Source organism: Aquimarina longa SW024, assembly GCF_001401755.1.
Classification (GTDB): Bacteria; Bacteroidota; Bacteroidia; order Flavobacteriales; family Flavobacteriaceae; genus Aquimarina; species Aquimarina longa.
On record NZ_AVQK01000014.1, the window covers coordinates 273,443 to 296,446 of the forward strand.

General features: G+C 31.4%; 20 protein-coding genes. 12 read left to right on the plus strand and 8 right to left on the minus strand.

Translation table 11 applies throughout. From position 1 onward, the window contains the following. Nucleotides 1–202 precede the first annotated feature (202 nt). Genes nusB through yajC form a run of 3 tightly spaced genes read left to right on the plus strand, consistent with a single transcriptional unit; the run spans nucleotide 203 to nucleotide 1,946 of the window. Nucleotides 203–1,114, plus strand: a complete 912-nt coding sequence (gene nusB, locus N456_RS02375) for a transcription antitermination factor NusB (RefSeq protein ID WP_062053562.1) — start codon at nucleotides 203–205, stop codon at nucleotides 1,112–1,114. 51 nt (nucleotides 1,115–1,165) lie between these two features. Beyond that, complete coding sequence (locus N456_RS02380) at nucleotides 1,166–1,645, plus strand: DUF1573 domain-containing protein (RefSeq protein WP_062053482.1); 480 nt, start codon at nucleotides 1,166–1,168, stop codon at nucleotides 1,643–1,645. 4 nt (nucleotides 1,646–1,649) lie between these two features. Further along, nucleotides 1,650–1,946: a preprotein translocase subunit YajC gene (gene yajC, locus N456_RS02385; RefSeq protein WP_062053484.1), complete on the plus strand. Its 297-nt coding sequence runs from the start codon at nucleotides 1,650–1,652 to the stop codon at nucleotides 1,944–1,946. A gap of 78 nt (nucleotides 1,947–2,024) precedes the next feature. Here yajC and N456_RS02390 read toward each other — a convergent pair whose 3' ends face one another. Together N456_RS02390 and pepT are read right to left on the minus strand one after the other, a co-directional pair. Beyond that, on the minus strand, nucleotides 2,025–2,906 hold the full coding sequence (locus N456_RS02390; protein ID WP_062053486.1) for a mechanosensitive ion channel family protein: 882 nt from the start codon (nucleotides 2,904–2,906) through the stop codon (nucleotides 2,025–2,027). Nucleotides 2,907–3,155: 249 nt separating this feature from the next. Further along, on the minus strand, nucleotides 3,156–4,397 hold the full coding sequence (gene pepT / locus N456_RS02395) for a peptidase T (protein ID WP_062053564.1): 1,242 nt from the start codon (nucleotides 4,395–4,397) through the stop codon (nucleotides 3,156–3,158). 92 nt (nucleotides 4,398–4,489) lie between these two features. On the opposite strand from pepT, the gene N456_RS02400 reads away from it, so the two are divergent. Both N456_RS02400 and N456_RS02405 read left to right on the plus strand, forming a co-directional pair. Next, nucleotides 4,490–5,539, plus strand: coding sequence for a quinone-dependent dihydroorotate dehydrogenase (locus N456_RS02400; protein ID WP_062053488.1), 1,050 nt, complete (start codon nucleotides 4,490–4,492; stop codon nucleotides 5,537–5,539). Nucleotides 5,540–5,561: 22 nt separating this feature from the next. Next, entirely contained in the window at nucleotides 5,562–6,188 is a 627-nt protein-coding gene (locus tag N456_RS02405; protein WP_062053566.1) for a LysE family translocator, read from the plus strand. 77 nt (nucleotides 6,189–6,265) lie between these two features. Here the strand turns inward: N456_RS02405 and N456_RS24830 are convergent, their stop codons facing one another. From N456_RS24830 to N456_RS02435, 6 genes are all read right to left on the minus strand, one after another. Then, nucleotides 6,266–6,766, minus strand: coding sequence for a collagen-like protein (locus N456_RS24830; RefSeq protein WP_062053490.1), 501 nt, complete (start codon nucleotides 6,764–6,766; stop codon nucleotides 6,266–6,268). Nucleotides 6,767–7,144: 378 nt separating this feature from the next. After that, complete coding sequence (locus tag N456_RS02415) at nucleotides 7,145–7,828, minus strand: TapB family protein (RefSeq protein WP_062053492.1); 684 nt, start codon at nucleotides 7,826–7,828, stop codon at nucleotides 7,145–7,147. 43 nt (nucleotides 7,829–7,871) lie between these two features. Then, nucleotides 7,872–9,125 carry an OmpA family protein gene (locus N456_RS02420; RefSeq protein WP_062053494.1) on the minus strand — a complete coding sequence of 418 codons (1,254 nt, stop codon included), beginning with the start codon at nucleotides 9,123–9,125 and terminating at the stop codon, nucleotides 7,872–7,874. A 30-nt stretch (nucleotides 9,126–9,155) separates the two neighbouring features. Beyond that, nucleotides 9,156–9,509, minus strand: a complete 354-nt coding sequence (locus tag N456_RS02425; RefSeq protein WP_062053496.1) for a hypothetical protein — start codon at nucleotides 9,507–9,509, stop codon at nucleotides 9,156–9,158. Nucleotides 9,510–10,095: 586 nt separating this feature from the next. Next, nucleotides 10,096–12,903 carry an ATP-binding protein gene (locus N456_RS02430; protein WP_062053498.1) on the minus strand — a complete coding sequence of 936 codons (2,808 nt, stop codon included), beginning with the start codon at nucleotides 12,901–12,903 and terminating at the stop codon, nucleotides 10,096–10,098. Nucleotides 12,904–13,086: 183 nt separating this feature from the next. Continuing rightward, a complete protein-coding gene (locus N456_RS02435; protein ID WP_062053500.1) occupies nucleotides 13,087–13,416 on the minus strand; it encodes a hypothetical protein in 330 nt (109 codons plus the stop codon). A 417-nt stretch (nucleotides 13,417–13,833) separates the two neighbouring features. Between N456_RS02435 and N456_RS02440 the strand changes: the two genes are divergently transcribed. The 7 genes from N456_RS02440 (at nucleotide 13,834) to N456_RS02470 (ending at nucleotide 22,871) form a co-directional block, all read left to right on the plus strand. Then, nucleotides 13,834–14,700 carry a hydroxymethylglutaryl-CoA lyase gene (locus tag N456_RS02440; RefSeq protein ID WP_062053502.1) on the plus strand — a complete coding sequence of 289 codons (867 nt, stop codon included), beginning with the start codon at nucleotides 13,834–13,836 and terminating at the stop codon, nucleotides 14,698–14,700. 592 nt (nucleotides 14,701–15,292) lie between these two features. Further along, complete coding sequence (locus N456_RS02445) at nucleotides 15,293–16,540, plus strand: DUF4856 domain-containing protein (RefSeq protein WP_062053504.1); 1,248 nt, start codon at nucleotides 15,293–15,295, stop codon at nucleotides 16,538–16,540. A gap of 108 nt (nucleotides 16,541–16,648) precedes the next feature. After that, nucleotides 16,649–17,779, plus strand: coding sequence for an imelysin family protein (locus tag N456_RS02450; RefSeq protein WP_062053568.1), 1,131 nt, complete (start codon nucleotides 16,649–16,651; stop codon nucleotides 17,777–17,779). A 12-nt stretch (nucleotides 17,780–17,791) separates the two neighbouring features. Then, nucleotides 17,792–19,153, plus strand: a complete 1,362-nt coding sequence (locus tag N456_RS02455; protein WP_062053506.1) for an HTTM domain-containing protein — start codon at nucleotides 17,792–17,794, stop codon at nucleotides 19,151–19,153. Continuing rightward, nucleotides 19,134–21,605, plus strand: a complete 2,472-nt coding sequence (locus tag N456_RS02460) for a TonB-dependent receptor domain-containing protein (protein WP_062053508.1) — start codon at nucleotides 19,134–19,136, stop codon at nucleotides 21,603–21,605. Before N456_RS02455 ends, N456_RS02460 begins: the two co-directional genes overlap by 20 nt. Before the next feature lie 124 nt (nucleotides 21,606–21,729). After that, nucleotides 21,730–22,242: a PAS domain-containing protein gene (locus N456_RS02465; RefSeq protein ID WP_148639153.1), complete on the plus strand. Its 513-nt coding sequence runs from the start codon at nucleotides 21,730–21,732 to the stop codon at nucleotides 22,240–22,242. 128 nt (nucleotides 22,243–22,370) lie between these two features. Continuing rightward, entirely contained in the window at nucleotides 22,371–22,871 is a 501-nt protein-coding gene (locus N456_RS02470; RefSeq protein WP_062053512.1) for a ferritin, read from the plus strand. Nucleotides 22,872–23,004 lie beyond the last annotated feature (133 nt).

Below are 23,004 nucleotides of genomic sequence, written 5' to 3' on the forward strand. Positions count from 1 at the left end.
AAATTAGAGTAGAAGTATTTAGGCATAAACATTTTAATTTATTTAGGATAAATAGTCTAATAAAAAAGAAGTTTTGCAGAGGGTAGAATAAAAATAATAGTATTTTTGCAAGGCAAAAGTTAAGAGAGACTTTTGCCCTTTTTTAATATAAAGTTCTTTGTAATTTTCTATGTTAACCAGAAGACATATTAGAGTAAAAGTAATGCAGTCCCTCTATTCGATGGAGCAGGCGCAAAGTGAAAACCTAGATAAAGAAGAAAAATTTCTTCTTTATAGTATTGATCAGATGTATGAGTTATTTCTTATAAATCTTCAACTTCTTATAGAAATAAGAAAGCATGCGGCTGATTTTTTAGTAAAAAGTAAAAAAAAGCATCTTCCTACTTCCGAAGAAAAAAATCCTAATACTAAATTTATAAACAATGAAGTTTTATTGTTGTTGGAGAAAAACCTTCAATTACAAGAAGAACTTGATAAGAAAAAAATGAACTGTTGGGAATTAGATGATGAGTATGTAGCGATATTATGGAAAGAGATAAAAGAAAGTGAGTTCTATACATCTTATATGAGTACAAAACTTAGTTCTTTTAGAGAAGACAAAGATTTTGTACTAGATATTTTTAAAGAAGTTATAGCTCCTAATGATAAGTTGTATGAATATATTGAGGATAAAAAGTTAACATGGGTTGATGATTTACCTCTAGTGAATACCTCTATTATTAAAATGCTACGTAAGGTAAAACTACCTCATGATGAGCATATGTCTTTACCAAAACTTTATAAAGATGTTGATGATAAAAAATTTGCTATCGATATTTTTAGAAAAACAGTACTTAATGGAGCTGATTTTGCAAAAGAAATTGATGGAAAAACTCCGAATTGGGATCAGGATCGTATAGCAGAATTAGATAAAGCGATTATAAAAATGGCTATTTGTGAATTTATAAAATTCCCTTCGATACCTGTAAAAGTAACAATTAACGAATATTTAGAAATAGCAAAAGAGTATAGTACTCCTAAAAGTAGTATTTTTATAAATGGGATTTTAGATAAAATCTCAAAAGAATACCAAGAAAGTGGTAAATTAAACAAAGTAGGTCGAGGACTTATGTAGTATTGTAAAAATATAGTATTTTTAACCCTCAAATAATTAAAAACCCAAGTAATGAAAAAAGGAATCTTAATTTTAGCCGGAGCTCTTGCAATGACATTTGTATCTTGTAAGGATAAAGCGGCAGAGAAAGTTAAAGAAGAAAATGTGGAAATAGCAGCAGATCGTGATGCGAAGAATACAGATTTTCCAGTTATGACTTTTGCTAAAACAGAACATGATTTTGGAACTATTAATGAAGGAGATGTCGTAGAGCATAAATTCGCATTTACTAATACAGGTAAAGCACCATTAGTAATTGTAAGTGCAAAAGGTAGTTGTGGATGTACAGTTCCAGAATGGCCAAAAGAACCAATCGCTCCAGGAGCTACAGGGGAAATGTTAGTTAAATTTAACTCTAACGGAAAACCTAATCAGCAAACTAAGCAAGTTACAATTACTGCAAACACAGAAGCTGGTAAAGAAATTATTAAGATTAAAGCTATGGTAACTCCAAAGGCTCAACCTGTAAGTGGAACACCAGTAAGTAAATAATTTTATGGATCAAATTCAACAGTTTCTACCTTTTATATTAATATTTGTGGTAATGTATTTTTTTATGATACGTCCACAGATGCAGAAAGCTAAAAAGGAGAAAAAATTCGCTGAGGATTTAAAAAAAGGAGATCGAATTGTTACAAAAAGCGGTCTTCATGGAAAAATATTTGATTTCAGTGAAAAACATAACGCTGTTATTATTGAAACAGGGTCAGGTAAATTAACGTATGATAAGTCTGCTATTTCTTTAGACATGAGTCAGAAATTAAATGCACCAGCTGCTGATACTAAAAAATAACATTGTATTTAAAAAAACAAAAAGCGCGATAAATCTCTTATCGCGCTTTTTTTAGTTGTATACTATATTCTAAACTTTTTATGAAGGCTTCATTGTAACAATTCGTTGAGGTAATGGAGCATCATAACTCGCATTCCCTAGTGCTTCTACTATTTTTTGTCTTGTATCCCAATATACATCCCAGTAATTTTCACAAGTGGCATAGGGTAAAGCTAATAGTTCTACGCCGTTAGCACCTAAATTGTTAACAGCTACTCTAGGAGAAGGGTCTTGTAGCACATTATGATCAGATTTCATTACGTCCATTACAACTTGTTTAGCCTTTTCTATATCAGTTCCATATTGAATCCCAAAAGGCATATCTACTCTTAGGTTTCCAATTGTAGTGAGATTAGTTATGGTTCCGGATGTGATAGTTCCATTAGGGATGATCTCTGTTTTGTTTTGAAACGTCTCTAGAACAGTTACAAATACAGAGATTTCTTTGACAAAACCTAGTTTTCCTCCAGTTTCAATAAGATCTCCTACTTTAAAAGGTTTAAATATAAGAAGCATTACTCCTGCTGCCATATGCCCTAAAGAACCATTAAAAGCACCTCCGATTGCTAATCCTACAGCAGCTAATAATGCAGCAAATGTAGCAGTAGGAATTCCTACAATTCCTGCAATGGAAATGAATAGAAGAACCTTTAGTAAAAAACTCATAAGAGTGATAAGAAAGGGTTTTAGAGTAGTGTCAATGTTGCCTTTGTCAAAAGCTTTTCTGATAGCCTTCATGATTATTTTTATAATCCAAAGCCCAATGATTAAAGCCACAATTCCTCCAACAATTTTTAATCCATATTGTCCAGCTCCTTGTTGTATGGAATTAAAAAAACTACCAAGAGAGTCCATAATGGTTCCTCCTGTTTCTGTAGTAGTGGTTACTGTTGTGTCTATAACTTTTTCGGTAGTTTGCATGATTTATATAATGTTAAAATTTATACTATAAATCTACCGCTATGTTAAAAATAGTACTCTTTTTTTAAGGAAGACACATTATGAAAATCGTTTAACGTGAAAAAAAATCGATAAGTAGTTAATCTAGGGGTTTTAGATACGTCACTGTTGTTAAGAGTGCGTATAATACTATGCATTAAAAATTAGGATTAAGAATCAAGAGCCAAGAAAGAGCGCTTCTTGTTTCTTGATTCTTTATTTTAGCATGGTTTATTTTGATTGCTTACCTGTTAATTCTGCAATTTTAACAATTACTTCTACAGCTTTTATCATACTTTCTACAGGGACATACTCATATCGTCCATGAAAATTGTGCCCTCCTGCAAAAATATTAGGACATGGTAATCCCATAAAACTTAATTGAGATCCATCAGTTCCTCCACGTATCGGTTTTATAATAGGAGTGATGTTTAGGGATTTCATAGCTTCTTCTGCGATGTCAACAATATGCATTACAGGTTCAACTTTCTCTCGCATATTATAATATTGATCTTTAATATCTACTTGTATAACTTCATTGGCATGTTGCGTATTAATCTCTGTAGCTAACTTTTTCATAACCTCTTTTCGAGCTTCAAAATGAGTTCTGTCATGATCCCTAATAATGTAGTGTAATTCAGTTTTTTCGACAGCACCTTCAATATTGTGCAAGTGAAAAAAACCTTCTCTTCCACTAGTATGTTCAGGAGTTTCCATTCTTGGTAAAGAATTTATAAAATCTTGTGCGATGTACATACTATTAATCATTTTTCCTTTGGCATAACCAGGATGTACGATCTTACCTTTTATGGTTACTACAGCACCTGCAGCATTAAAGTTTTCATATTCGAGTTCTCCAATCTGGCTACCATCCATAGTATATGCCCAGTCCGCACCAAATGTAGCAACATCAAACTTATGGGCACCGCGACCAATTTCTTCATCAGGGGTAAAACCAACACGAATCTTACCGTGTTTGATCTCAGGATGTTGTACTAGATACTCCATAGCAGTTACGATTTCTGCAATCCCTGCTTTATCATCGGCTCCTAATAGAGTCGTTCCATCGGTAGTAATTAGCGTTTGACCTATATATTGTTTTAGATCATCAAAATAACTAGGAGAGAGTACAATATTTTCTGTAGCATTTAATATAATATCTTTTCCATCATAGTTTTCTATAATTTGAGGTTTTACATTAGCTCCTGTAAAATCAGGAGTAGTATCAAAATGAGATATAAAACCAATAGTAGGGACTTCATAATCTAGATTAGAAGGTAATGTAGCCATGATATAGGCATGTTTATCTATAGTCACGTCTTCTAAACCAATATTTTTTAATTCTTCTACTAGTTTATTAGCAAGATCCCATTGTTTTTCTGTACTGGGAGTGGTGTTGCTTTTAGGATCACTTTCAGTATCAATGGTTACATATCCTATAAACCGATCTGTTATGTGTTGTTTTGAAATCATAATCATGAATGTTTTATATCCGAAGAATCCAAAAATACGTTTTTATTAGAACCTTGGAAGACTTATTTTTGCACTAGCAAAATTATAGATTAATGTATAAACTTCTATTACGTCCGTTATTATTTTTATTTGATCCAGAAAAAGTGCATTATTTTACTTTTGGGATGGTTCGATTTCTGTCTAAAATTCCTTTAGTATCATCAATATTTAGGGGATTGTATCAGGTTAAAGGAATTAAATTACAGCGTGAAGTTTTTGGGTTAAAATTTAAGAACCCAGTAGGATTAGCAGCTGGATTTGATAAAAATGCAGTTTTGTATAATGAGTTGGCTAATTTTGGGTTTGGTTTTATTGAGATAGGAACAGTAACTCCTAGAGGTCAGGAAGGAAATCCTAAAAAAAGATTATTTAGGCTTAAAGAGGATCAGGGTATTATTAATAGAATGGGATTTAATAATGCAGGGTTAGAAGCTGTGATACATCAATTGAAAAAGAATCAAGGAAAACTTATTATAGGAGGTAATATAGGAAAGAATACTGATACGCAGCCAGAGGAGTATACTAAAGATTATCTGCAATGTTTTAAGGCACTACATCCATATGTAGATTATTTTGTACTGAATGTAAGTTGCCCTAATGTAGGAAGCCATGCTAAGCTAAATGATAAAGAGTATTTACAAGAATTAATACAGGCAGTACAACAAGAGAATGTTACTTTTAAGAATCAAAAACCGATTGTATTAAAGATCGCTCCGGATTTAAATACACATCAACTTGATGAAATTATAGAACTGGTTGCTCAAACGAACTTAGATGGTGTTATCGCAAGTAATACTTCTGTTTCTAGAGAAGGGTTAAAAACATCTAAAAATCAATTAGATGCTATCGGTAATGGGGGAGTAAGTGGGCAACCTGTAAAGGATAAGAGTACTGCCGTTATTAAGTATTTATCAGAAAAAAGTAATCGGGCTTTTCCTATTATTGGAGTAGGAGGTATACATAGTGCTAAGGATGCTATAGAAAAATTAGAGGCAGGTGCAAGCCTAGTACAGGTGTATACAGGTTTTATTTATGAAGGCCCTAAGTTGGTTAAGGATATAAATAAAGCGCTGCTTTATAGCACAAACCTTGAAGGTTTATAAAAACCTTGAAGGTTTAAAAATTATGAACTACGAAATTCTCTATACTTTTATTTTGGCGACTTCGGCGCTAGCAATCTCACCAGGACCAGATAATATATTTGTATTAATGCAGAGTGTGGTGAATGGTAAAAAATATGGGTTAGCTGTTGTAGCAGGTCTAATGTCTGGTTGCTTGATCCATACGACATTGGTTGCTTTTGGCGTATCGGTGATTATTAAACAAAGTGAAATCCTCTTTTTTTGCATTAAGCTATTTGGAGCATTGTATTTGTTTTTTTTGGCTTATAAAGTCTTTAGAAGTAAAGCTTCTGTAAATCTCTCAGAAGGTAGTATGCCTAAAAAAAGTATAGGGCAATTATTTAAACAAGGATTTATAATGAATGTCTTAAATCCTAAGGTATCGATATTTTTTTTAGCGTTCTTTCCTGGATTTTTATTTAGTAAAACGATGAGTAATGTTACACAATTCTATGTTCTGGGTTTTCTTTTTATTATAGTTTCATTTACTGTATTTGGGTTAATTGCTGTTTTGGCGGGATCTATTTCTGAATATTTAAAAAAGAATTCAAAAATAGGTGTTGTTTTAAAGTGGCTTCAGATTGTTGTGTTTATAGGGATAGGTGTTTTTATTCTTATTTCGGAGAAATAAGCGGAGATAGAAAAAACCAAGACATTAGTTATTAGTCTTGGTTTTATAGTAGGGAAATTAACTAATTGAATTATAAGTTAGTTTTTTAGGTTATAATATTCTTTGACCTCCCAGAAACTTGAAAAATCAACACTATTAGTATCGCTACTGGCAACTAGTATAAATCTAAGCCTTAAACCAGATTGATTAAAAGTGGCACGTAAGGTAGCTTTTCCAACTTCAATTTTATCAATTTCTAATATTATATCCTGACTAATGCTAAGTGGCAAAGTTTCCCAATAGTCATTACCAGTAACGGTTACATAGGCATAAACAAAACCTGTGTCAAATATTTCTTGTGTTAATTGGGGGATGTCAAAAACATTATCTCCATTAGATATAGTCTGATCTTCAAATAAAACAGAAACTACGTTGGCGTTACCATCTTGTCCGTTTGTACCATCTTGTCCAGAAGTACCTTGTTCACCTTGTGGACCTTGTGGTCCTATTGCGCCGTCCTCGCCATCTGAGCAAGCAAATGCGATGATCATAATAAAAGCGAAAAAAAAGTACTTTAGTGTTAAAATTGTTGTTTTCATAATGTGAATTTTTAAAATTATTGTTTTGATTATATAAAATTTTAATAATGTGTTTTTTATTTAGAATGATTATACCTAACTGAAAAACGTGCCAGAAAACTGGGGACGTTTTTCAGTCCAACTGGATATCATGTCAGAAAACTAGGGAAGGTTTTAGTACAACAGGATGTCGTGCCAGAAAATCAGATAAGATTTTTTGCTCTATTGGAGTGATGTCTGATGTTCTGAGGTGATTTTTATATTATTTATAAGGTTAGTCTAGGTTTTAATCTCTTATAGAGGAATTAATTTTTTAAAAATGTTGTTAATTATACCAGAAGTAGTGTGGTATGCATTTCTTAGTGTTGAACCAAAAATTAGTAGCATAGTATGCTATTTTTAATTAATTGCTACTACTTCACTTCGGGTAATCAAATTTCCATTTGTTTTACGGGTTTCTTCTTTTACCATACCCACACCTTCTGCAATCCATTGTTTAGAATAAAAAGTTTTGGTCATTCCCATGGTTAACGTATTGGTATAGGTAAGTATATAGCAATCAAAAGTTCCGGCAGGAGTAGTAACATATTCTTTTGCAATTACTTTTCTATCAGACATAGTGGTGGTCATATTTATATTCATGATTCCAGCATTTACAGACATGTATACTGACGCATCTGGAAGTTCCTGATCAATTTCAAGAGTATTGGGAATAGAGATATCATCACCAGTAATACTATATTCCATATCACTATATTGATCAAGTATTCCTGGTGCTATAAAAGATTCTGGATCCAAACGAGTAGTTTTATCAGAACAACGTGCTTTAAATGATGAGGAAATAATATGTTTGTTATTTCTGCCATCTGTTAAATCCATTGCAATCGTAATAATACTTTGCCCGCCAGTATGTTCTACTTCGGTAACTTTATACTGGCTAATGATTTCGAGACGTTCTCTTTTATCGTATTGATGTATGGTCAGTTTTTTACCTTCTTGAGAAGGATAAAATTTGCTGCAATTATTCTGTGCAGATACTGATGTTAGTGTCAGTACTGCGATTAAAAATGTAAGATGTTTCATCTGTTTATGAATTGATGATTATTGTTTTGATGTTATTAAAGGGTTAGATTTTAATAAATTCTACCCTTCGGTTTTTTGCTTTTCCAGATACAGAGGTATTATCTGCAATGGGGTTTTCCTCGCCTTTGCCTTCAGTTATGATTCTACTAAATTGGATATCATAGTGTTCTACAAGCATCATTTTGATCGCTTTTGCTCGTTGTTGAGACAGCTTTTTATTATTTTCTGAACTTCCATCAGCATCTGTATGACCTATAATTTTTATTCGTATAGATGGTACATTTTGTAGGGCAGTAGCAATTTCTTTTATGATAGTTTCAGAGCCTCCGGTAATGGTTGCAGATCCTGTTTTAAAAAGAATTGCATTGGTAGATAAACGCCCTTCTGTAATTAGTTTACTTCGATTGTCTTTACCGCTTTTGGCGATCTTAAAATTAGAAATATATACTTCATCTTTATCGATAGCATCTCTCAATCCCTTAGTATGGATTTTGAATACATTAGCTCCTTGGGGAATTAATCTTGGAACATCTACTATTTTATTTTCGTTCATCCAAACACGCATTCGGGTTTTGTTGATCGCAATAGAGATACGAGATTTTCCGTTGATTACAGTACGATAGTCTTTACCTATGGCATTGCGAATTTGACGTTGTCCATTTGCAACTTTTTCTACAACTCCTCGGGATCCGATAAATTGGCAGGGGGAAAGCTCTACCATACACCAATTTTTTGGTTTTTGAAAACTAGTGTTATCTTCTAAAAGAAGTTTAATCCAAGCTTCAGAACTCGTTTTTTTATCTAATCCTTGTGTAAGGAGATCAAACTCGATAGTATAGTTTTCAGGAAGTGTTTCTTTACTTAGTGGGATATATTTAGAGTTACCTCCTAAACGTAACCATTTTTTAGTGTTAATTACTACGATTTCACCAGAACCATTTGTATCCCATTTTGCAGGAAAATCTCCTTGTATGTCATTTATAAAATTATCCTGAAACAGAATAATATTTCCTGGGATGAAATCAGAAGCACGACTAATTTCATAATCCTTAGAATCGCCTATAATGGTTCCCTTTTTCTTCTTGTTTTTTTTCTGCTTATTTTTTCTCTTTTTTCTTTCAAAAATCCCATCAAGACCTTTGTCAGTCTCTTTCTCTGTTTCTCGTTCTACACGTTTTTCAATAGTACGTTTTGCTGCTTCTTCTGCTTTTTTACCTAATTTCTTTAATAGTTGTGCATTGCTTGTTGTGATAGTACATAATGCTATAAGTATGCTGAGTGTTGTTGTAGTTTTCATCGTTGTTTATTTTTGTACTCCTACTAGTTTTTATTGATCTCGTCGGGCTTCTAAGATTTTTTTCTCAATAGCTTTACCTAAAGAATCTTTTTGTTTTTGCGTAAGCTCTTTGGCTTGTAGGTAATACATGTTCTTGTATTCTACTTTTTGCTCAGCAGAGATGTCCATTTTTTCTAATAGTTCTAAAAAACCAATTGTTTTTCCGTTTGATTTCCCGTCGAGGTTTTCTCCAAAAATGCTAGATAGTGTATTGGTTTGCATATCTAAGAAGTTATCTTTTTTTACAGTGTTTTTACCTGTTGTATTGGTATCTGAATTTTGAGCGGTTGTTAACTGTAGGGTAAAGAAGGCGATGATTATTGCTAAAATTGGTATTGTTTTCATGATTCTTACTGTTTTTTAAATTTTACTTCCTTAATTATTTTGTCTTTATGTATGATCTTTAATGTATAGGTTCCGGGTTCTAAGTATTTTATATTTATATATATACTGGTTGTGTGCAAATGATTGAGATGACCTGTATATTTTTTCCTTTTTTTATTCATGTCTGTATGCTCAAATAGATAGATCAGACTTGATGGTTTGATAGGATAGTAAAGCTAGGATATGAAAAGGCAGTTCGTTATAATGTATGTAACAAAGATTATGAATTATGTAACATTGTAAGAATAGGGGTGTTTTCCTATGTTTTTAGGGGTATTTACTCACTAAGTGAGATTTTAATGTTGTAATACCATTTCTTATTTGAAATAACTGTCTTGCATTGTTTCTTTTTACTTCATGCTTCAAAATAAAATACATCGATAGTGATGCTATCCTTGAATTTTTTTTGCCTGAATCAAAAATAATTCAATTCAGATTATGGTTATTTCAAATAAGAACAGATGTAAGGTCTGCCTCTAAATCAAGAATATTTTTTCAAACGAATAGCCATCAGGTTTATTATAAGGTTATTAATTAAAAAAAATGATTATGTGTTTTCTTTTATAGCATATTCAGAAGGAGTACAATTATATACTTTTTTAAAACACTTAGTGAAATAAGAATGATCATTGAAACCAACTGAATAACCAACTTGAGATACGTTGGTATCAGAGTTTTTAAGTAATTGAGCAGCTAACTTAAGGCGTTGGGATCTAATAAATTCTGAAGAAGTTAAGCCAGTTAGTGCTTTTAGTTTTCTATGTAGTTGCATTCGGCTCATGCCTATAGATTTACTAAATTCTTCAATTGTAAAAGAAGATGTTATCATTTGCTTATCTACTATTTTTTGTATTCTGTTTAAGAAATTTTCATCAACAGAAGTTATAGCAATATCTTTAGGGGTTAATACTATTTCTTGGCTGTATCGGAGTTGTAATTTTTTTCTAATAGCCAAAAGGTTAGTAATCTTGGTTGCTAGTATTTTTTGATTAAATGGTTTAATCATATACTCATCAGCACCGGTTTGTAGTCCTGATAATTCGTTTTCTTCTCCAGCCTTTGCGGTTAGTAAAATGATTGGGATATGGTTTGTTCGCTCATCGTTTTTTAGCTCTTTGGTAAGATCTATACCATCTTTTTTTGGCATCATAATGTCTGAGATGATGATGTCGGGAATGTGTTTTATAGCCAGTTCACATCCTTTTTTTCCATTAGTACTACTGATAATACGATATTGATTCTTAAAATTATCTTGAAGTAATTGGTTTAGGTCTTTATTATCTTCAATAATTAATAAAATCGGGCGATCATTATTTTTAAGATCAATTTTTGGTTTATTTGTACAAGTAACAGAGGGGTTATGAATGATAGAAGGGGTAATAATACTTGGTTTTTTTTCTATAACTACTGCATTTTTTATTGTATTTTTATGTAAAGAGATAGTAAGGTTAAAACTAGTCCATTCATTGGGTTTACTATCTACAGCAATAGTTCCTTCATGCAGTTTTACAAGTTCATTAACCAAAGCTAATCCAATACCTGAACCAGATTGAGCATCATGAGTTTGGTAAAAACGTTTAAAAACCAGTTGTTGTTGCTCTTTGGATAACCCTTTTCCTGTATTTTTAATATCTACAAAGAGTTTGTCTTTTTTGATATAAGCATTACAGATAATAGCGCCATTTTCTGGAGTATATTTTATGGCATTAGAGATTAAGTTGGTTACAATTTTATATAAGGCATCCCGATCTAACCAACCTTCTTTATCGTGATTGTTTAAATAAGTAAGAAAATTAATGTTTTTTAAGCTAGCGAGATATTCAAAATCTTTAGCAATAGCACTAATTTGTTGTATTGGTTTTACTTTTTGTAACGATAAAGTCATACTGCCGGCTTCAATTTTAGAAATATCTAATAATTGATTTACTAATTCAGAAATTCGATTACTGTTATTTAAAACTAATTGAAAATCCGCACGATCTTTTTTGCTTAGATCTTTATTCATTAATTTGTTTTGTATGGGACCGGATATTAGTGTAAGTGGAGTTCTGAGTTCATGAGATATGTTCGAAAAAAAATGAGATTTTACTTTATCTAATTGTATGAGTTCTTTCTTTAGTTCTCGTTCATTATTTAGCGCTAACTGACTTTTAATCCTAGATGCTACATTTCTTTTATTATTGTAAGATACAATTCCAGAAAAAATTAAAATTTCGACTAATACAGTATTTAAAAAGTATAAACCGTTACTAGTGATTATGGAGGCAATATTTCCGATGATAAGTAAAAAACTACTGATGAGTACAACTTTGGAAATCAAATCTTTTCGTATAGAGAATAGGGATATAAAAACAACTAAAGTAGTACTACCAAATACTACTCTAAATGCGAAAAAAACATCAATGCGATAATTAAGATAAGGGTTAAGTATAGATACGATTAAGTTGATGCTAGCAAAAAGAATAATACTAGATAAGAAATAGTTAGAGAATTTATATAATCGAGTATAATTAGTCTTAAATTCTAAAATACAGTAAACAAAATAAAAGTAAAAAAATGAAGCCCCGATAACACTAAGTTGATTTATATAGTGAAGAAGCATAGGATGGATGCTATTGAGTAAAGAAAAAAGAAATGGGGTGTCGGGAGCAAAAATTCCGGTTACACAAAATAAATAAAGACTATAGTTTAAAAAGTTTTTATCTCTAGAGATAAAAAAACTTACTAGAAACAGTAAGCATGCAATAGATGTTGCTCCTGAGTAAAACTCTAGATATTTTACTACAGAAACTTCTCTAACTAAATCACCAACAACACTATTATTGTTAATAAGTACAACCCCAAAAGATTCTCTGATACTTAATTTTCCAGTATTAGAGATTGGTTTTTTATTAAAATAAAAGGGTTTAGAAAAATCAATTGAATCTGTAGGTATACTTAATGATGAAGCTTGTTCAATATCATAAGTGATTTTTCCTTTTTTTATAAATGTTCCAGTTTTGTGTTTTTTATAGCCTTTTTTATGAGGGATGTAAAAGTCTGAAGCATCACTAATAAAGGTTAAAAAATATATTATTTTGGCATCTGTTTTTTGATCTATCTTAAAACGATACCAATAAAAAGCATTAGGTTTAGAGTTTTTAAGATGTATAGAAGATATAGGTTCGAATACTTGAGATGTAATTTGATTAAAACTAAGTTTTTTAGAATAGTCTTTGTGAAGTCCTACTTCTTCTACAGGTATATAAATACTATCTTTATTAGTAATTTCTATAGATTTTGTAAAGGCTGGTTTTGATTGAGCAGTAGTATTGGATTGAAGGATTAAAAAAAGTAGAACAAAGAAACTTCTCATGTTTTTAAGTTGGCTTTTAAGTATAGCAATTATAAATAAATCAATTATTTATAGTTATAAAATATGTAACCATTTTATGTTACATATACTATAATTAGCCTTATTTAAAATTACGATAAAAATATTTCTCTATCGTAATTTTAAATAAAGTTCTTATTTTTAGACACTATCCTTTTTTTTAGTTTATGGAGTAAGTTCTCCTTCACCTACAGGTTCTTTACCAGTACTTAGAGAACCCCATTTTAGAGTAGTGTTAAACTTTACATATACAGGATTTTCGTTTCTGAGTGTATCAAGTATAGATAATAACTCTGCTTCATGGAAATAAATATTAAGAATCTTATTAGAATGCTGTATATTCTGAGGGAGTGTTTCTCCATCTTTGATGATTCCAAAATATCCTAAATATTTTGAGTTGGTGTCATATAGATATATAAAACCTATTTGTTTTCCTCCTGAGTAATTACTGATAATTAGAGTGCTGTAATCATCTATTTTGTGCGAAATAACCATTTGTATTAGTTTTAAGAATTAATAATTTTTATGTTAGAATAAAAATAAGAAGCGTTATATAAGGAGGAAAGGGGTAAAGAACTGATTTTAAGAGGGTTTATTACTTGTTTTTGAAAATAAGATACTAATTTTAATCTTACAAAGGAGTAATTTTATAATAGTTGCATCGAAATGATTAAGGTTTTTCTTTTTTTACCCTTTCGTTCTAAGGGTATTGATTACCTCTTAAATTGTTCGAGTTTTATGAAATTATATAGGAGATATATTGATCTACAGGTTTTGAGAAAAAATAATTAGAGTTAGGGTATTATACTGCTAAAAGAGTTTTTATCTAGTGGTACCGAAATTCGTTAAGTTTTGAAAAATAATCATACTTTTATACTCTAGATTGAATTTTTCTTAGTTTACTATTCTAAAATGACTGAAAACGTAAAAATTATTGAATGCCCACGAGATGCCATGCAAGGTATAAAGGAGTTTATTCCTACCGAAAAAAAAGTTCAATACATTCAATCGTTATTGCGTTGCGGTTTTGATACGATTGATTTTGGAAGTTTTGTATCGCCAAAAGCAATACCACAGATGGTCGATACCGCAGAGGTTTTATCACAATTAGATTTATCGGATACCAAAAGTAAGCTATTAGCTATTATAGCCAATGTTAGAGGAGCAAATGATGCTGTACAACATGCTGCAATTGATTATCTGGGGTATCCTTTTTCGATTTCTGAAAATTTTCAGATGCGTAATACGCATAAAACTATTGCAGAGTCTGTAGCCACATTACAAGAGATATTGAATATTGCTGATAAAGCAAATAAGCAAGTAGTAGCTTATCTCTCTATGGGATTTGGAAACCCTTATGGAGACCCGTGGGATGTGAATATTGTTGGAGAATGGACAGAAAAATTAAGTACTATGGGAGTGAAAATTCTTTCTTTATCAGATACTGTTGGTACTTCTACTCCAGAGATTATAGACTATTTGTTCTCTAATTTGATTGTAAAATATCCAGAGATCGAATTTGGAGCACATTTACATACTACACCTACAACTTGGTTTGAAAAAGTAGATGCGGCATATAAAGCTGGTTGCAGGCGGTTTGATGGTGCTATACAGGGGTTTGGAGGTTGTCCAATGGCAAAGGATGAATTAACAGGCAATATGCCTACCGAACGTATGGTTTCTTATTTTACAACTGTTAATGCAGATGCAGATATACGAACATTAAGTTTTGAGTCCTCATATAATGAAGCAACAAAGGTTTTTAGTGCATATCATTAAATTATTTTTTTATAATTAAAAAAAAGAGCTTTTAAAAGTACTGGTTTACTAATCGTATTAGCATTGGTTCTTATGTAATTTATGCGATCTGATAAAAATAAATCAGGATATTCTTTTTACAGATAAAATTTAAGTACAGGACCAAAAATAATTATTATTGAAATTATAAGATTACTTGATTATCAAGACCTCACAGGTTTTTAAACCTATGAGGTTAATAAAATCCTTATTTTTAAGTGTTTGATTTGTTTTAGTACCTAAAATAAAAAATATAGAAATATATGATATCTTGGATTTATAGGTTACAATGCAAAGAAATGGATTAATAAATGTTTATATAAAATTTTAAATCTTCATATAGTGAAGTAACAAAGGTGTTAGTACAGATCAATAAATTATCATTTTTAGAATGGGAAAAAAATATTAATTGTATTAACATATTAAGAAGTCAATATATCTGAGCATAATACTTTAGAATTAGTTTCTTTTTCTCTAATTTTATTTAGATTTACTTAAAATAGTTTTGTCAATTCTTTTTTGATAAATATATTTGTGGCTTATAATTATTGATATTAAGTCTAAATAAATAGAAATGAAAATTACAAGTTTACTAAAAATAGCATGCATATCAGGAGTTTTTGCCTTTATATCATGTTCTTCAGATGATGATGCAGCTCCAGCGGATCAAATAAAAGAGCCAACAAATTATACATTCGAGCGAGATGGTAAGAGTTCTGTAAGTTTTGGTGGGCAGACTACACGGATAGAAATGGCCACTATATTAGCTGGTAAATTAAAAGATAATACACAGACAGAAGCAGTATTAGATGCTATGTTTGATCATAAAAAAGGTGCTAATGATTTTGGTGATAATGCAGATTTAAATGCATCCACTAAGAGTGTAAGAAGTAAGACTGCAGCATCTAAGGATTATTTCTCTATTAATGTTACTGATGCTGCTGATATCAAAAAAGATTTTGATGGATGGATTAAAAGTCAGGTAGATGATGTATTTCCTAACTGGACAAAAGAAGCCTCTGCGGGTGTTGCTGGATTTCGTCAAGAAGCAGAAGGAGGGTCTAAGCGATATATTACAGCAAAAGGATTAGAGCTTAATCAAGTATTTGCAAAAAGTTTGATAGGTGGATTAATGGCTGATCAAGCATTAAATAATTATTTAGGAAAAGCGGTTCTTGAAGAAGCAGACAATGTAAAAAATAATGATAATGGAACTGTAGTAGAAGGAAAGTCTTATACGACTATGGAACATAAATGGGATGAGGCATATGGATATTTATTTGGTGCTGCTCCAGACAAAGCTAACCCGTTAGCAAATATAGGTACTGGTAGTAATCAGAAAGGAGATGATTCATTCTTAAGTAAGTATCTTGATAGAGTAAATGATGATACCGATTTTACAGGAATAGCAAGCGATATTTTTAATGCATTTAAATTAGGTAGAGCTGCTATTGTAGCAAAAAAGTATGATGTACGTGATGCGCAAGCTGCTATCATTAGAGAAAAAGTATCTCAGGTTATTGCAGTAAGAGCAGTATATTACTTACAACAGGGTAAAAAAGCACTAGAAGCACCTGTAGTTGATCATGCTGCGGCATTCCATGATTTATCAGAAGGATATGGATTTATATATAGCTTACAATTTACCAGAAAACCAGATAGTAAGACACCTTACCTTACAAGATCAGAAGTTCAGGGCTTAATCAATCAGCTTATGAGTGGTACTAATGGACTATGGGACGTAACACCAAAAACTTTACAAACAATTTCTGAAGCAATTGCCAAAAAGTTTAGCTTTACTGTAGCACAAGCAGGAAGCTAATCCTGTCATGAAAATATAAAGTAAGAAAAAAGAGGCAGGAAATTATCTCATTTCCACCTCTTTTTTTACATTTGCAGAAATTTATTAAGAATAAATAAAAATAGGATGATGGTCAGAAAGTCAGTGTTTTCAGTTATAGCATTAGTTTTTTTTATGTTAGGCTGCTCTTCAGATAATAATACTAATGATGAAGGGGCTAATGGAGGTAAAGATAGTTTTGATAGAAAGGCATTGTTGACTAATATCGCAGACAATATAGCAATACCAGCATATCAAAAATTTTCTGAAGATATTACAGCCTTAAAAGCCTCGACTTCGAATTTTGTTACTACAGCTAATGCGTCAAATCTTGTAGCATTACGACAATCATGGATAACAGCTTATACGTCTTGGCAATCTGTAGGAATGTTCCAAATAGGAAAAGCAGAGGAACTTTCATTAAGGAATTTTATGAATGTATATCCAGTAACTGTAAGTGATATAGAGTCTAATGTTACCTCTGGATCATATGATCTAACTTCAGTTACCAAACAAGATGAACAAGGATTTGGAGCTTTGGACTATCTTTTGAATGGATTATCTGATACTGATGCAGGTATAGTTGAGTTTTATACTACTAATCCTAATGCTAGTGGGTATAAGAAGTATATATCTGATCTGGTAAATCGTATGGATGATCTTACAAAGCAAGTTTTAGCTGATTGGAAAAATGGGTATAGAGATACATTTGTAAATAATAATGGTTCTTCTGCAACAAGTTCATTGGATAAGATTGTTAACGATTTCATTTTTCATTATGAGAAACATTTTCGAGCAGCTAAAATAGGGATTCCTGCAGGAGTATTTTCTGGCACTCCATTAGATACTAAAGTAGAAGCCTTTTATAAAAAAGATGTGTCAAAAGCACTTTTTAATACAAGTCTTACGGCGCTACAAGACTTTTTTAATGGAAAACATTTTGCAAGTACCACTACAGGAGAGAGTCTAAAAACGTATTTAGATTTTTTAAATACGATTAAAAATGGTGAAAACCTGAGTTTGCTTATCAATAATCAATTTGAGGCTTCTAAGAAAAAGGCAGCAAGCTTAGATAATGATTTATCGAATCAAGTACGATCTAATAATACGTTAATGCTTGAAACTTATGAAGAACTACAGAAAAATGTGGTTTTGCTAAAAGTAGATATGCTTCAGGCAATTTCGGTGAGTGTTGATTATGTAGATGCTGATGGAGATTAAGTAAAGAATATAATGATCATTAATAGTACCGAATATCTAAAAAAAAATACGGAGGCTGCACCACTTGCAGTCTTTCGTATTTTTTTTGGGATAATGATGCTGATTAGTATTATTCGTTTTTGGAGTTATGGATGGATTGATAAATTATATATTCAGCCAAAATTCTTTTTCTCATATTATGGTTTTGAATGGGTAAAACCTCTAGGAATATATACGTATGTAATTTTTATATTGTGTGGAGTCTCTACAATCTTTATAACATTAGGATATCAATATAGAATTGCAATCATTACTTTTTTTCTCAGTTTTACGTATATAGAGTTACTCGATAAAACGACCTATCTCAATCATTACTATTTTATAAGTTTACTGAGTTTTATACTTATTTTTTTACCTGCAAATGCATATTATTCTTTAGATGCAAAAATAAAAGGAGTTTCGTATCAATCGATTCCTAGCTGGACAATAGATGCACTTAAACTGCTGTTAGGAATTGTATATTTTTATGCCGGTTTAGCAAAACTTAATTCAGATTGGTTGATCAAAGCCATGCCTCTAAAAATCTGGTTACCCTCTAAGTATGATGTACCACTTTTGGGAGAGTTGATGCAGCAAGAATGGATGCATTATCTGTTTAGTTACTCAGGGATGATATATGATCTTACCATACCTTTATTGTTATTATATCGTAAGACAAGACCTTTTGCATTTATACTTGTAGTCGTTTTTCATGTCTTAACCCGAGTACTTTTTCCTATAGGAATGTTTCCATATATTATGATTGTTAGTACATTGGTGTTTTTTGATTCAGGTTTTCATCATAAGGTATTACGTAATATCTCCAAGATATTTAAAATAAATAAGGCACAGTTTGATACCGATAAAGTATTAGAGATTATTCCTCAAAAAAATAAAATTCTCTTTACTACTCTTATACTATTTTTTGTAATTCAGTTCCTTTTTCCGTTTAGATATTTGCTCTATCCAGGAGAGTTATTTTGGACAGAAGAAGGATACCGATTTTCTTGGAGAGTAATGTTAATGGAAAAGGCAGGGTATGCTAATTTTAAAATAGTTGATGGAGAAACAAAAAAGCGGTTTTATGTAGATAATGATGATTTTCTAACCGTTTTTCAGCAAAAACAGATGGCAACCCAGCCAGATTTTATATTAGAATATGCACAATATTTAAAAAAACATTTTGAGAATCAAGGGCATCAAAATGTACAAGTATTTGTGGAGAGTTATGTAGCGCTTAACGGACGGTTAAGTACGCCATATATTGATCCTCAGATAGATTTAGGAAAGCAAAAAGAGTCATTTAAACATAAAAAGTGGATTATTCCATTCAACGATGAGATTAAGGGATTATAGAGTATTTATAGGAATGTTGTTAATTGCAACTTCAGTTTTTGGACAGTATCAATTAGAAGGAACAGTAATCGGTAGAAATAACGAGCCTATCGCTAATGCAGAGGTGTACAATCAGGCTATAGGTACGCAAGTAGTCACCGATAAAAGTGGGAGATTTATATTTGATGATCTACCTGCAGGAAAGTATTTGATTGCTATTTTTAGTTTTGATTTCGAAATTTATGAAGAGCAAGTTACTATTGAAGGTAATGCATCAAAAACTTTTGTATTAAAACCTCTTGGAGAAGAGTTGTCTGAGGTATTGATCACGCAGAGACGAGAGAAAATTTTTGGGTTAAAACAGTTGAAGCCTGTAGAGGGAACTGCAATTTTTGCAGGAAAAAAGAGTGAAGTAGTGCTAGTAGATCAAACTGTTGGTAATTTGGCATCAAATAATGCTCGTCAAATATATGCACAGGTAGTAGGCTTAAATATATATGAAAATAGTGATGCGGGATTGCAATTAAATATAGGAGGGCGAGGATTAGATCCTAATCGATCTGCTAATTTTAATATCAAGCAAAACGGCTATGATATCAGTGCTGATGTTTTAGGATATCCCGAGAGTTATTATACTCCTCCTGCAGAAGCATTAAGTGAAATCCAGGTGATACGAGGAGCAGCATCATTACAGTATGGAACTCAGTTTGGAGGGTTGATTAATTTTAAGATGAAACAACCTAATCCAAACAAAGAGATAGAGTTGGTATCTAGACAAACATTAGGCTCATTTAATCTGTTTACTAGTTTTAATAGTTTAAGTGGTACTATAGATAAGTTTAGTTACTATACGTATATAAATTATAAATCGGGAGATGGTTATCGACCAAATTCTGAATTTGATTCTAAAAATATTTATGCTACTATTGGATATGCTTTTACGGATAAGACAAAGCTAACTTTAGACGTTACATATCTGGATTATCTGGCACAACAACCAGGAGGATTAACCGATACTCAGTTTAATAAAGACCCCAACTATAGCAATAGAACCCGAAATTGGTTTGATATTGATTGGAAATTGTTCTCACTAAAATTAGAACATAAATTTTCTAAAAAAACTGATTTTAGCCTTAACCTTTTTGGTCTTGATGCTTCTAGAAAAGCAGTAGGTTTTAGAGGAAATCCTACAATATTAAATTCTAATCCAATTACAGATGTTGATGAAGTAGACGCTAATGGTACTTATGAGTTTCCTCGTGATTTGATTACGGGTAATTTTAGAAACTGGGGGGCTGAAGCTAGAGTATTAAGCAGGTATAACTTACTAGGGAAAGAGTCTGTTTTTTTACTGGGGGCAAAATATTATCAGGCTAATAATGATTCTAGGCAGGGAGCTGGTAGTAATAAGACTGATGCAGATTTTAATTTTGCTACAGTAGCATTTCCTGATTACCCAAATCAATCTACTTTTGATTTTCCTAATTTAAATGTGGCACTATTTGGGGAGCATATTTTTAATCTTTCGGATACATTCTCGGTTACTCCAGGATTTAGGTTTGAGTATATTAAAACAGAAAGTAAAGGAGAGTATAATGAAGTAAATTTTGATTTAGCAGGAAATCCAATAGCTAATACCATAAGAATGGATAATAGAGTTTTTGATCGTTCTTTCTTTTTATTTGGTATAGGCGCAAGTTATAAACCTAATAGAAATATAGAAGTGTATGCTAATATCTCTCAGAATTATAGATCTGTAACCTTTAGTGATATTCGTGTGGTGAGCCCAACATTTAAAATAGATCCTCAGATATCAGATGAAGAAGGGTATACAGCCGATTTTGGGGCTAGAGGTAGGGTAGGTGATATACTATCTTATGATATTGGAGGTTTTGGATTATTGTATGATGATCGTATTGGTACTGTATTCGATGATAGAGCAAATCGAGTTAGAAAAAACATAGGAAAAGCATTTATATATGGATTAGAGTCTTTTGTAGATTGGAATATCCTTTCGACATTTTTTACTGATACAGCTAATTATAAGGTTAATTGGTTTGTCAATACATCACTGACGGATTCAGAGTATCTAGAATCAGAAGAAGCAGGGGTAAAGGGTAAGAAAGTAGAATTTATACCGGCAATTAATTTAAAAACGGGAGTAAAATTTGGGTATAAAAACTTTATGGTCAGTACACAATTCACCTATTTATCAGAGCAATATACAGATGTTAGTAATTCTGCTATAGCACAATCAACAGATAATCGTAATGGTATTATAGGAGAAATACCATCATATCATATCTTAGATGTTTCAGCGTCTTACACCTATAAGAACTTTAAGCTAGAAACAGGGATAAATAATGTATTAGATACTTCTTATTTTACCAGAAGAGCCACAGGATATCCTGGTCCAGGGATCATACCCTCTGATCCATTGACTTGGTATGCTACTCTGCAGTTTAAATGGTAGTATGGTAATAAATTAACTTTTGTTCAATCAAAAATATAATTGCATTTTTATATTTTTGGATGGGTATAATTATTATTATACACATGGCATACTAATCTATTTCGAAAAACAAAACGATAGACTGATGAAAGATTTTTTAGAGTATGATACGATGATAGCACAATATTATGGAAATATGTCTAACCATATATTGCCATTATCATCATGGGAGTTTTATGGAGAACATCATACTCAATTAGAGCGTTTTAAAGAAGATCTTACTGCTATAAAGAAAATAACCAAAGATTGGAATTTTGAAAGAGATTATAATAAAGAATTCTTAGAAAAAGAGTCGGTCATTGTTATTACCAATCCTAATTTAACTATTGTATATGCTTCGCAGAATATTCAAAAGTTAAATGGATATTCTTCTGATGAGGTAATTGGGAACTCTCCAAAAATGTTTCAGGGTAAAGATACCTGTATTAAGACAGCAGCACTGGTAAGAACAGCGGTACAAGAAAGAAAACCTTTTAAAGTTTCGATATTAAATTATAGAAAAGATAATACTCCATATACATGTATAATCAAGGGATTTCCTGTACATAATAAAAAAGGAAAATTGGTCAATTACATTGCTTTTGAAAAAGCTGCATAAATACATTAGCAGAGTTTAGAGAATTTTATTTTTTGATAGTCTGATTATAAATTAAGGATAACACTACTGGAATTTTCTTTTTAAGATAGATTAATTATGTATTTTAGTTTTTTAAATAAAACCAAGAAATGATACCAGAAATAGAGCAATTATTAAACGATCAAATAACATATGAAGCAAAAGCTTCTGCACAGTATTTATCTATGGCTAGCTGGGCTGATACAAATGGGTATAATGGTGTTGCAGAGTTTTTTTACATGCAATCAGAAGAAGAGCGATTACATATGACTAAGCTTGTTAAATTTATAAATGAGCGAAGTGGTGTTGCAATTATACCAGCAGTTGATAAACCCAGAAATGATTTTGATTCATTGATAGAATTGTTTGAGATATTTTTAGAAAGCGAAGAGTTTGTTACTGCTAAGATCAATAACATTATACATGAATGCCTAACGCTTAAAGACTATAATGTTCATAATTTTATGCAGTGGTATGTATCAGAGCAGTTAGAAGAAGAAGCGACTGCACGTACATTATTAGATAAACTAAAGATTATTGGTGATGACAAATCTGGTCATTATTTGTTTGATCGAGATATTAATACATTTCAAGCTACTGAACAAGCCTAAGTGATTGTTAATAAAATAGTAAAGAAAAAATGAAGCTTCCTTTTTTAGGAAGTTTTTTTTATTAATTTTGTACTTATTTAGATTTGATAAAAATTAAAAAACAGTGCAAAACACTACTATCTCAGTCATAAAT

Excerpts from the sequence above, each read along its gene's own strand:
- N456_RS02450 (WP_062053568.1), top strand. The coding sequence starts at position 16,649 with ATGGTCAGAAAGTCAGTGTTTTCAGTTATAGCATTAGTTTTTTTTATG.
- N456_RS02435 (WP_062053500.1), bottom strand. The coding sequence starts at position 13,416 with ATGGTTATTTCGCACAAAATAGATGATTACAGCACTCTAATTATCAGT.
- pepT (WP_062053564.1), bottom strand. The coding sequence starts at position 4,397 with ATGATTTCAAAACAACACATAACAGATCGGTTTATAGGATATGTAACC.
- N456_RS24830 (WP_062053490.1), bottom strand. The coding sequence starts at position 6,766 with ATGAAAACAACAATTTTAACACTAAAGTACTTTTTTTTCGCTTTTATT.
- N456_RS02380 (WP_062053482.1), top strand. The coding sequence starts at position 1,166 with ATGAAAAAAGGAATCTTAATTTTAGCCGGAGCTCTTGCAATGACATTT.
- N456_RS02430 (WP_062053498.1), bottom strand. The coding sequence starts at position 12,903 with ATGAGAAGTTTCTTTGTTCTACTTTTTTTAATCCTTCAATCCAATACT.
- N456_RS02405 (WP_062053566.1), top strand. The coding sequence starts at position 5,562 with ATGAACTACGAAATTCTCTATACTTTTATTTTGGCGACTTCGGCGCTA.
- N456_RS02455 (WP_062053506.1), top strand. The coding sequence starts at position 17,792 with ATGATCATTAATAGTACCGAATATCTAAAAAAAAATACGGAGGCTGCA.
- N456_RS02415 (WP_062053492.1), bottom strand. The coding sequence starts at position 7,828 with ATGAAACATCTTACATTTTTAATCGCAGTACTGACACTAACATCAGTA.
- yajC (WP_062053484.1), top strand. The coding sequence starts at position 1,650 with ATGGATCAAATTCAACAGTTTCTACCTTTTATATTAATATTTGTGGTA.
- N456_RS02470 (WP_062053512.1), top strand. The coding sequence starts at position 22,371 with ATGATACCAGAAATAGAGCAATTATTAAACGATCAAATAACATATGAA.
- N456_RS02445 (WP_062053504.1), top strand. The coding sequence starts at position 15,293 with ATGAAAATTACAAGTTTACTAAAAATAGCATGCATATCAGGAGTTTTT.
- N456_RS02390 (WP_062053486.1), bottom strand. The coding sequence starts at position 2,906 with ATGCAAACTACCGAAAAAGTTATAGACACAACAGTAACCACTACTACA.
- N456_RS02425 (WP_062053496.1), bottom strand. The coding sequence starts at position 9,509 with ATGAAAACAATACCAATTTTAGCAATAATCATCGCCTTCTTTACCCTA.
- N456_RS02400 (WP_062053488.1), top strand. The coding sequence starts at position 4,490 with ATGTATAAACTTCTATTACGTCCGTTATTATTTTTATTTGATCCAGAA.
- N456_RS02465 (WP_148639153.1), top strand. The coding sequence starts at position 21,730 with ATGAAAGATTTTTTAGAGTATGATACGATGATAGCACAATATTATGGA.
- N456_RS02420 (WP_062053494.1), bottom strand. The coding sequence starts at position 9,125 with ATGAAAACTACAACAACACTCAGCATACTTATAGCATTATGTACTATC.
- N456_RS02440 (WP_062053502.1), top strand. The coding sequence starts at position 13,834 with ATGACTGAAAACGTAAAAATTATTGAATGCCCACGAGATGCCATGCAA.
- N456_RS02460 (WP_062053508.1), top strand. The coding sequence starts at position 19,134 with ATGAGATTAAGGGATTATAGAGTATTTATAGGAATGTTGTTAATTGCA.
- nusB (WP_062053562.1), top strand. The coding sequence starts at position 203 with ATGCAGTCCCTCTATTCGATGGAGCAGGCGCAAAGTGAAAACCTAGAT.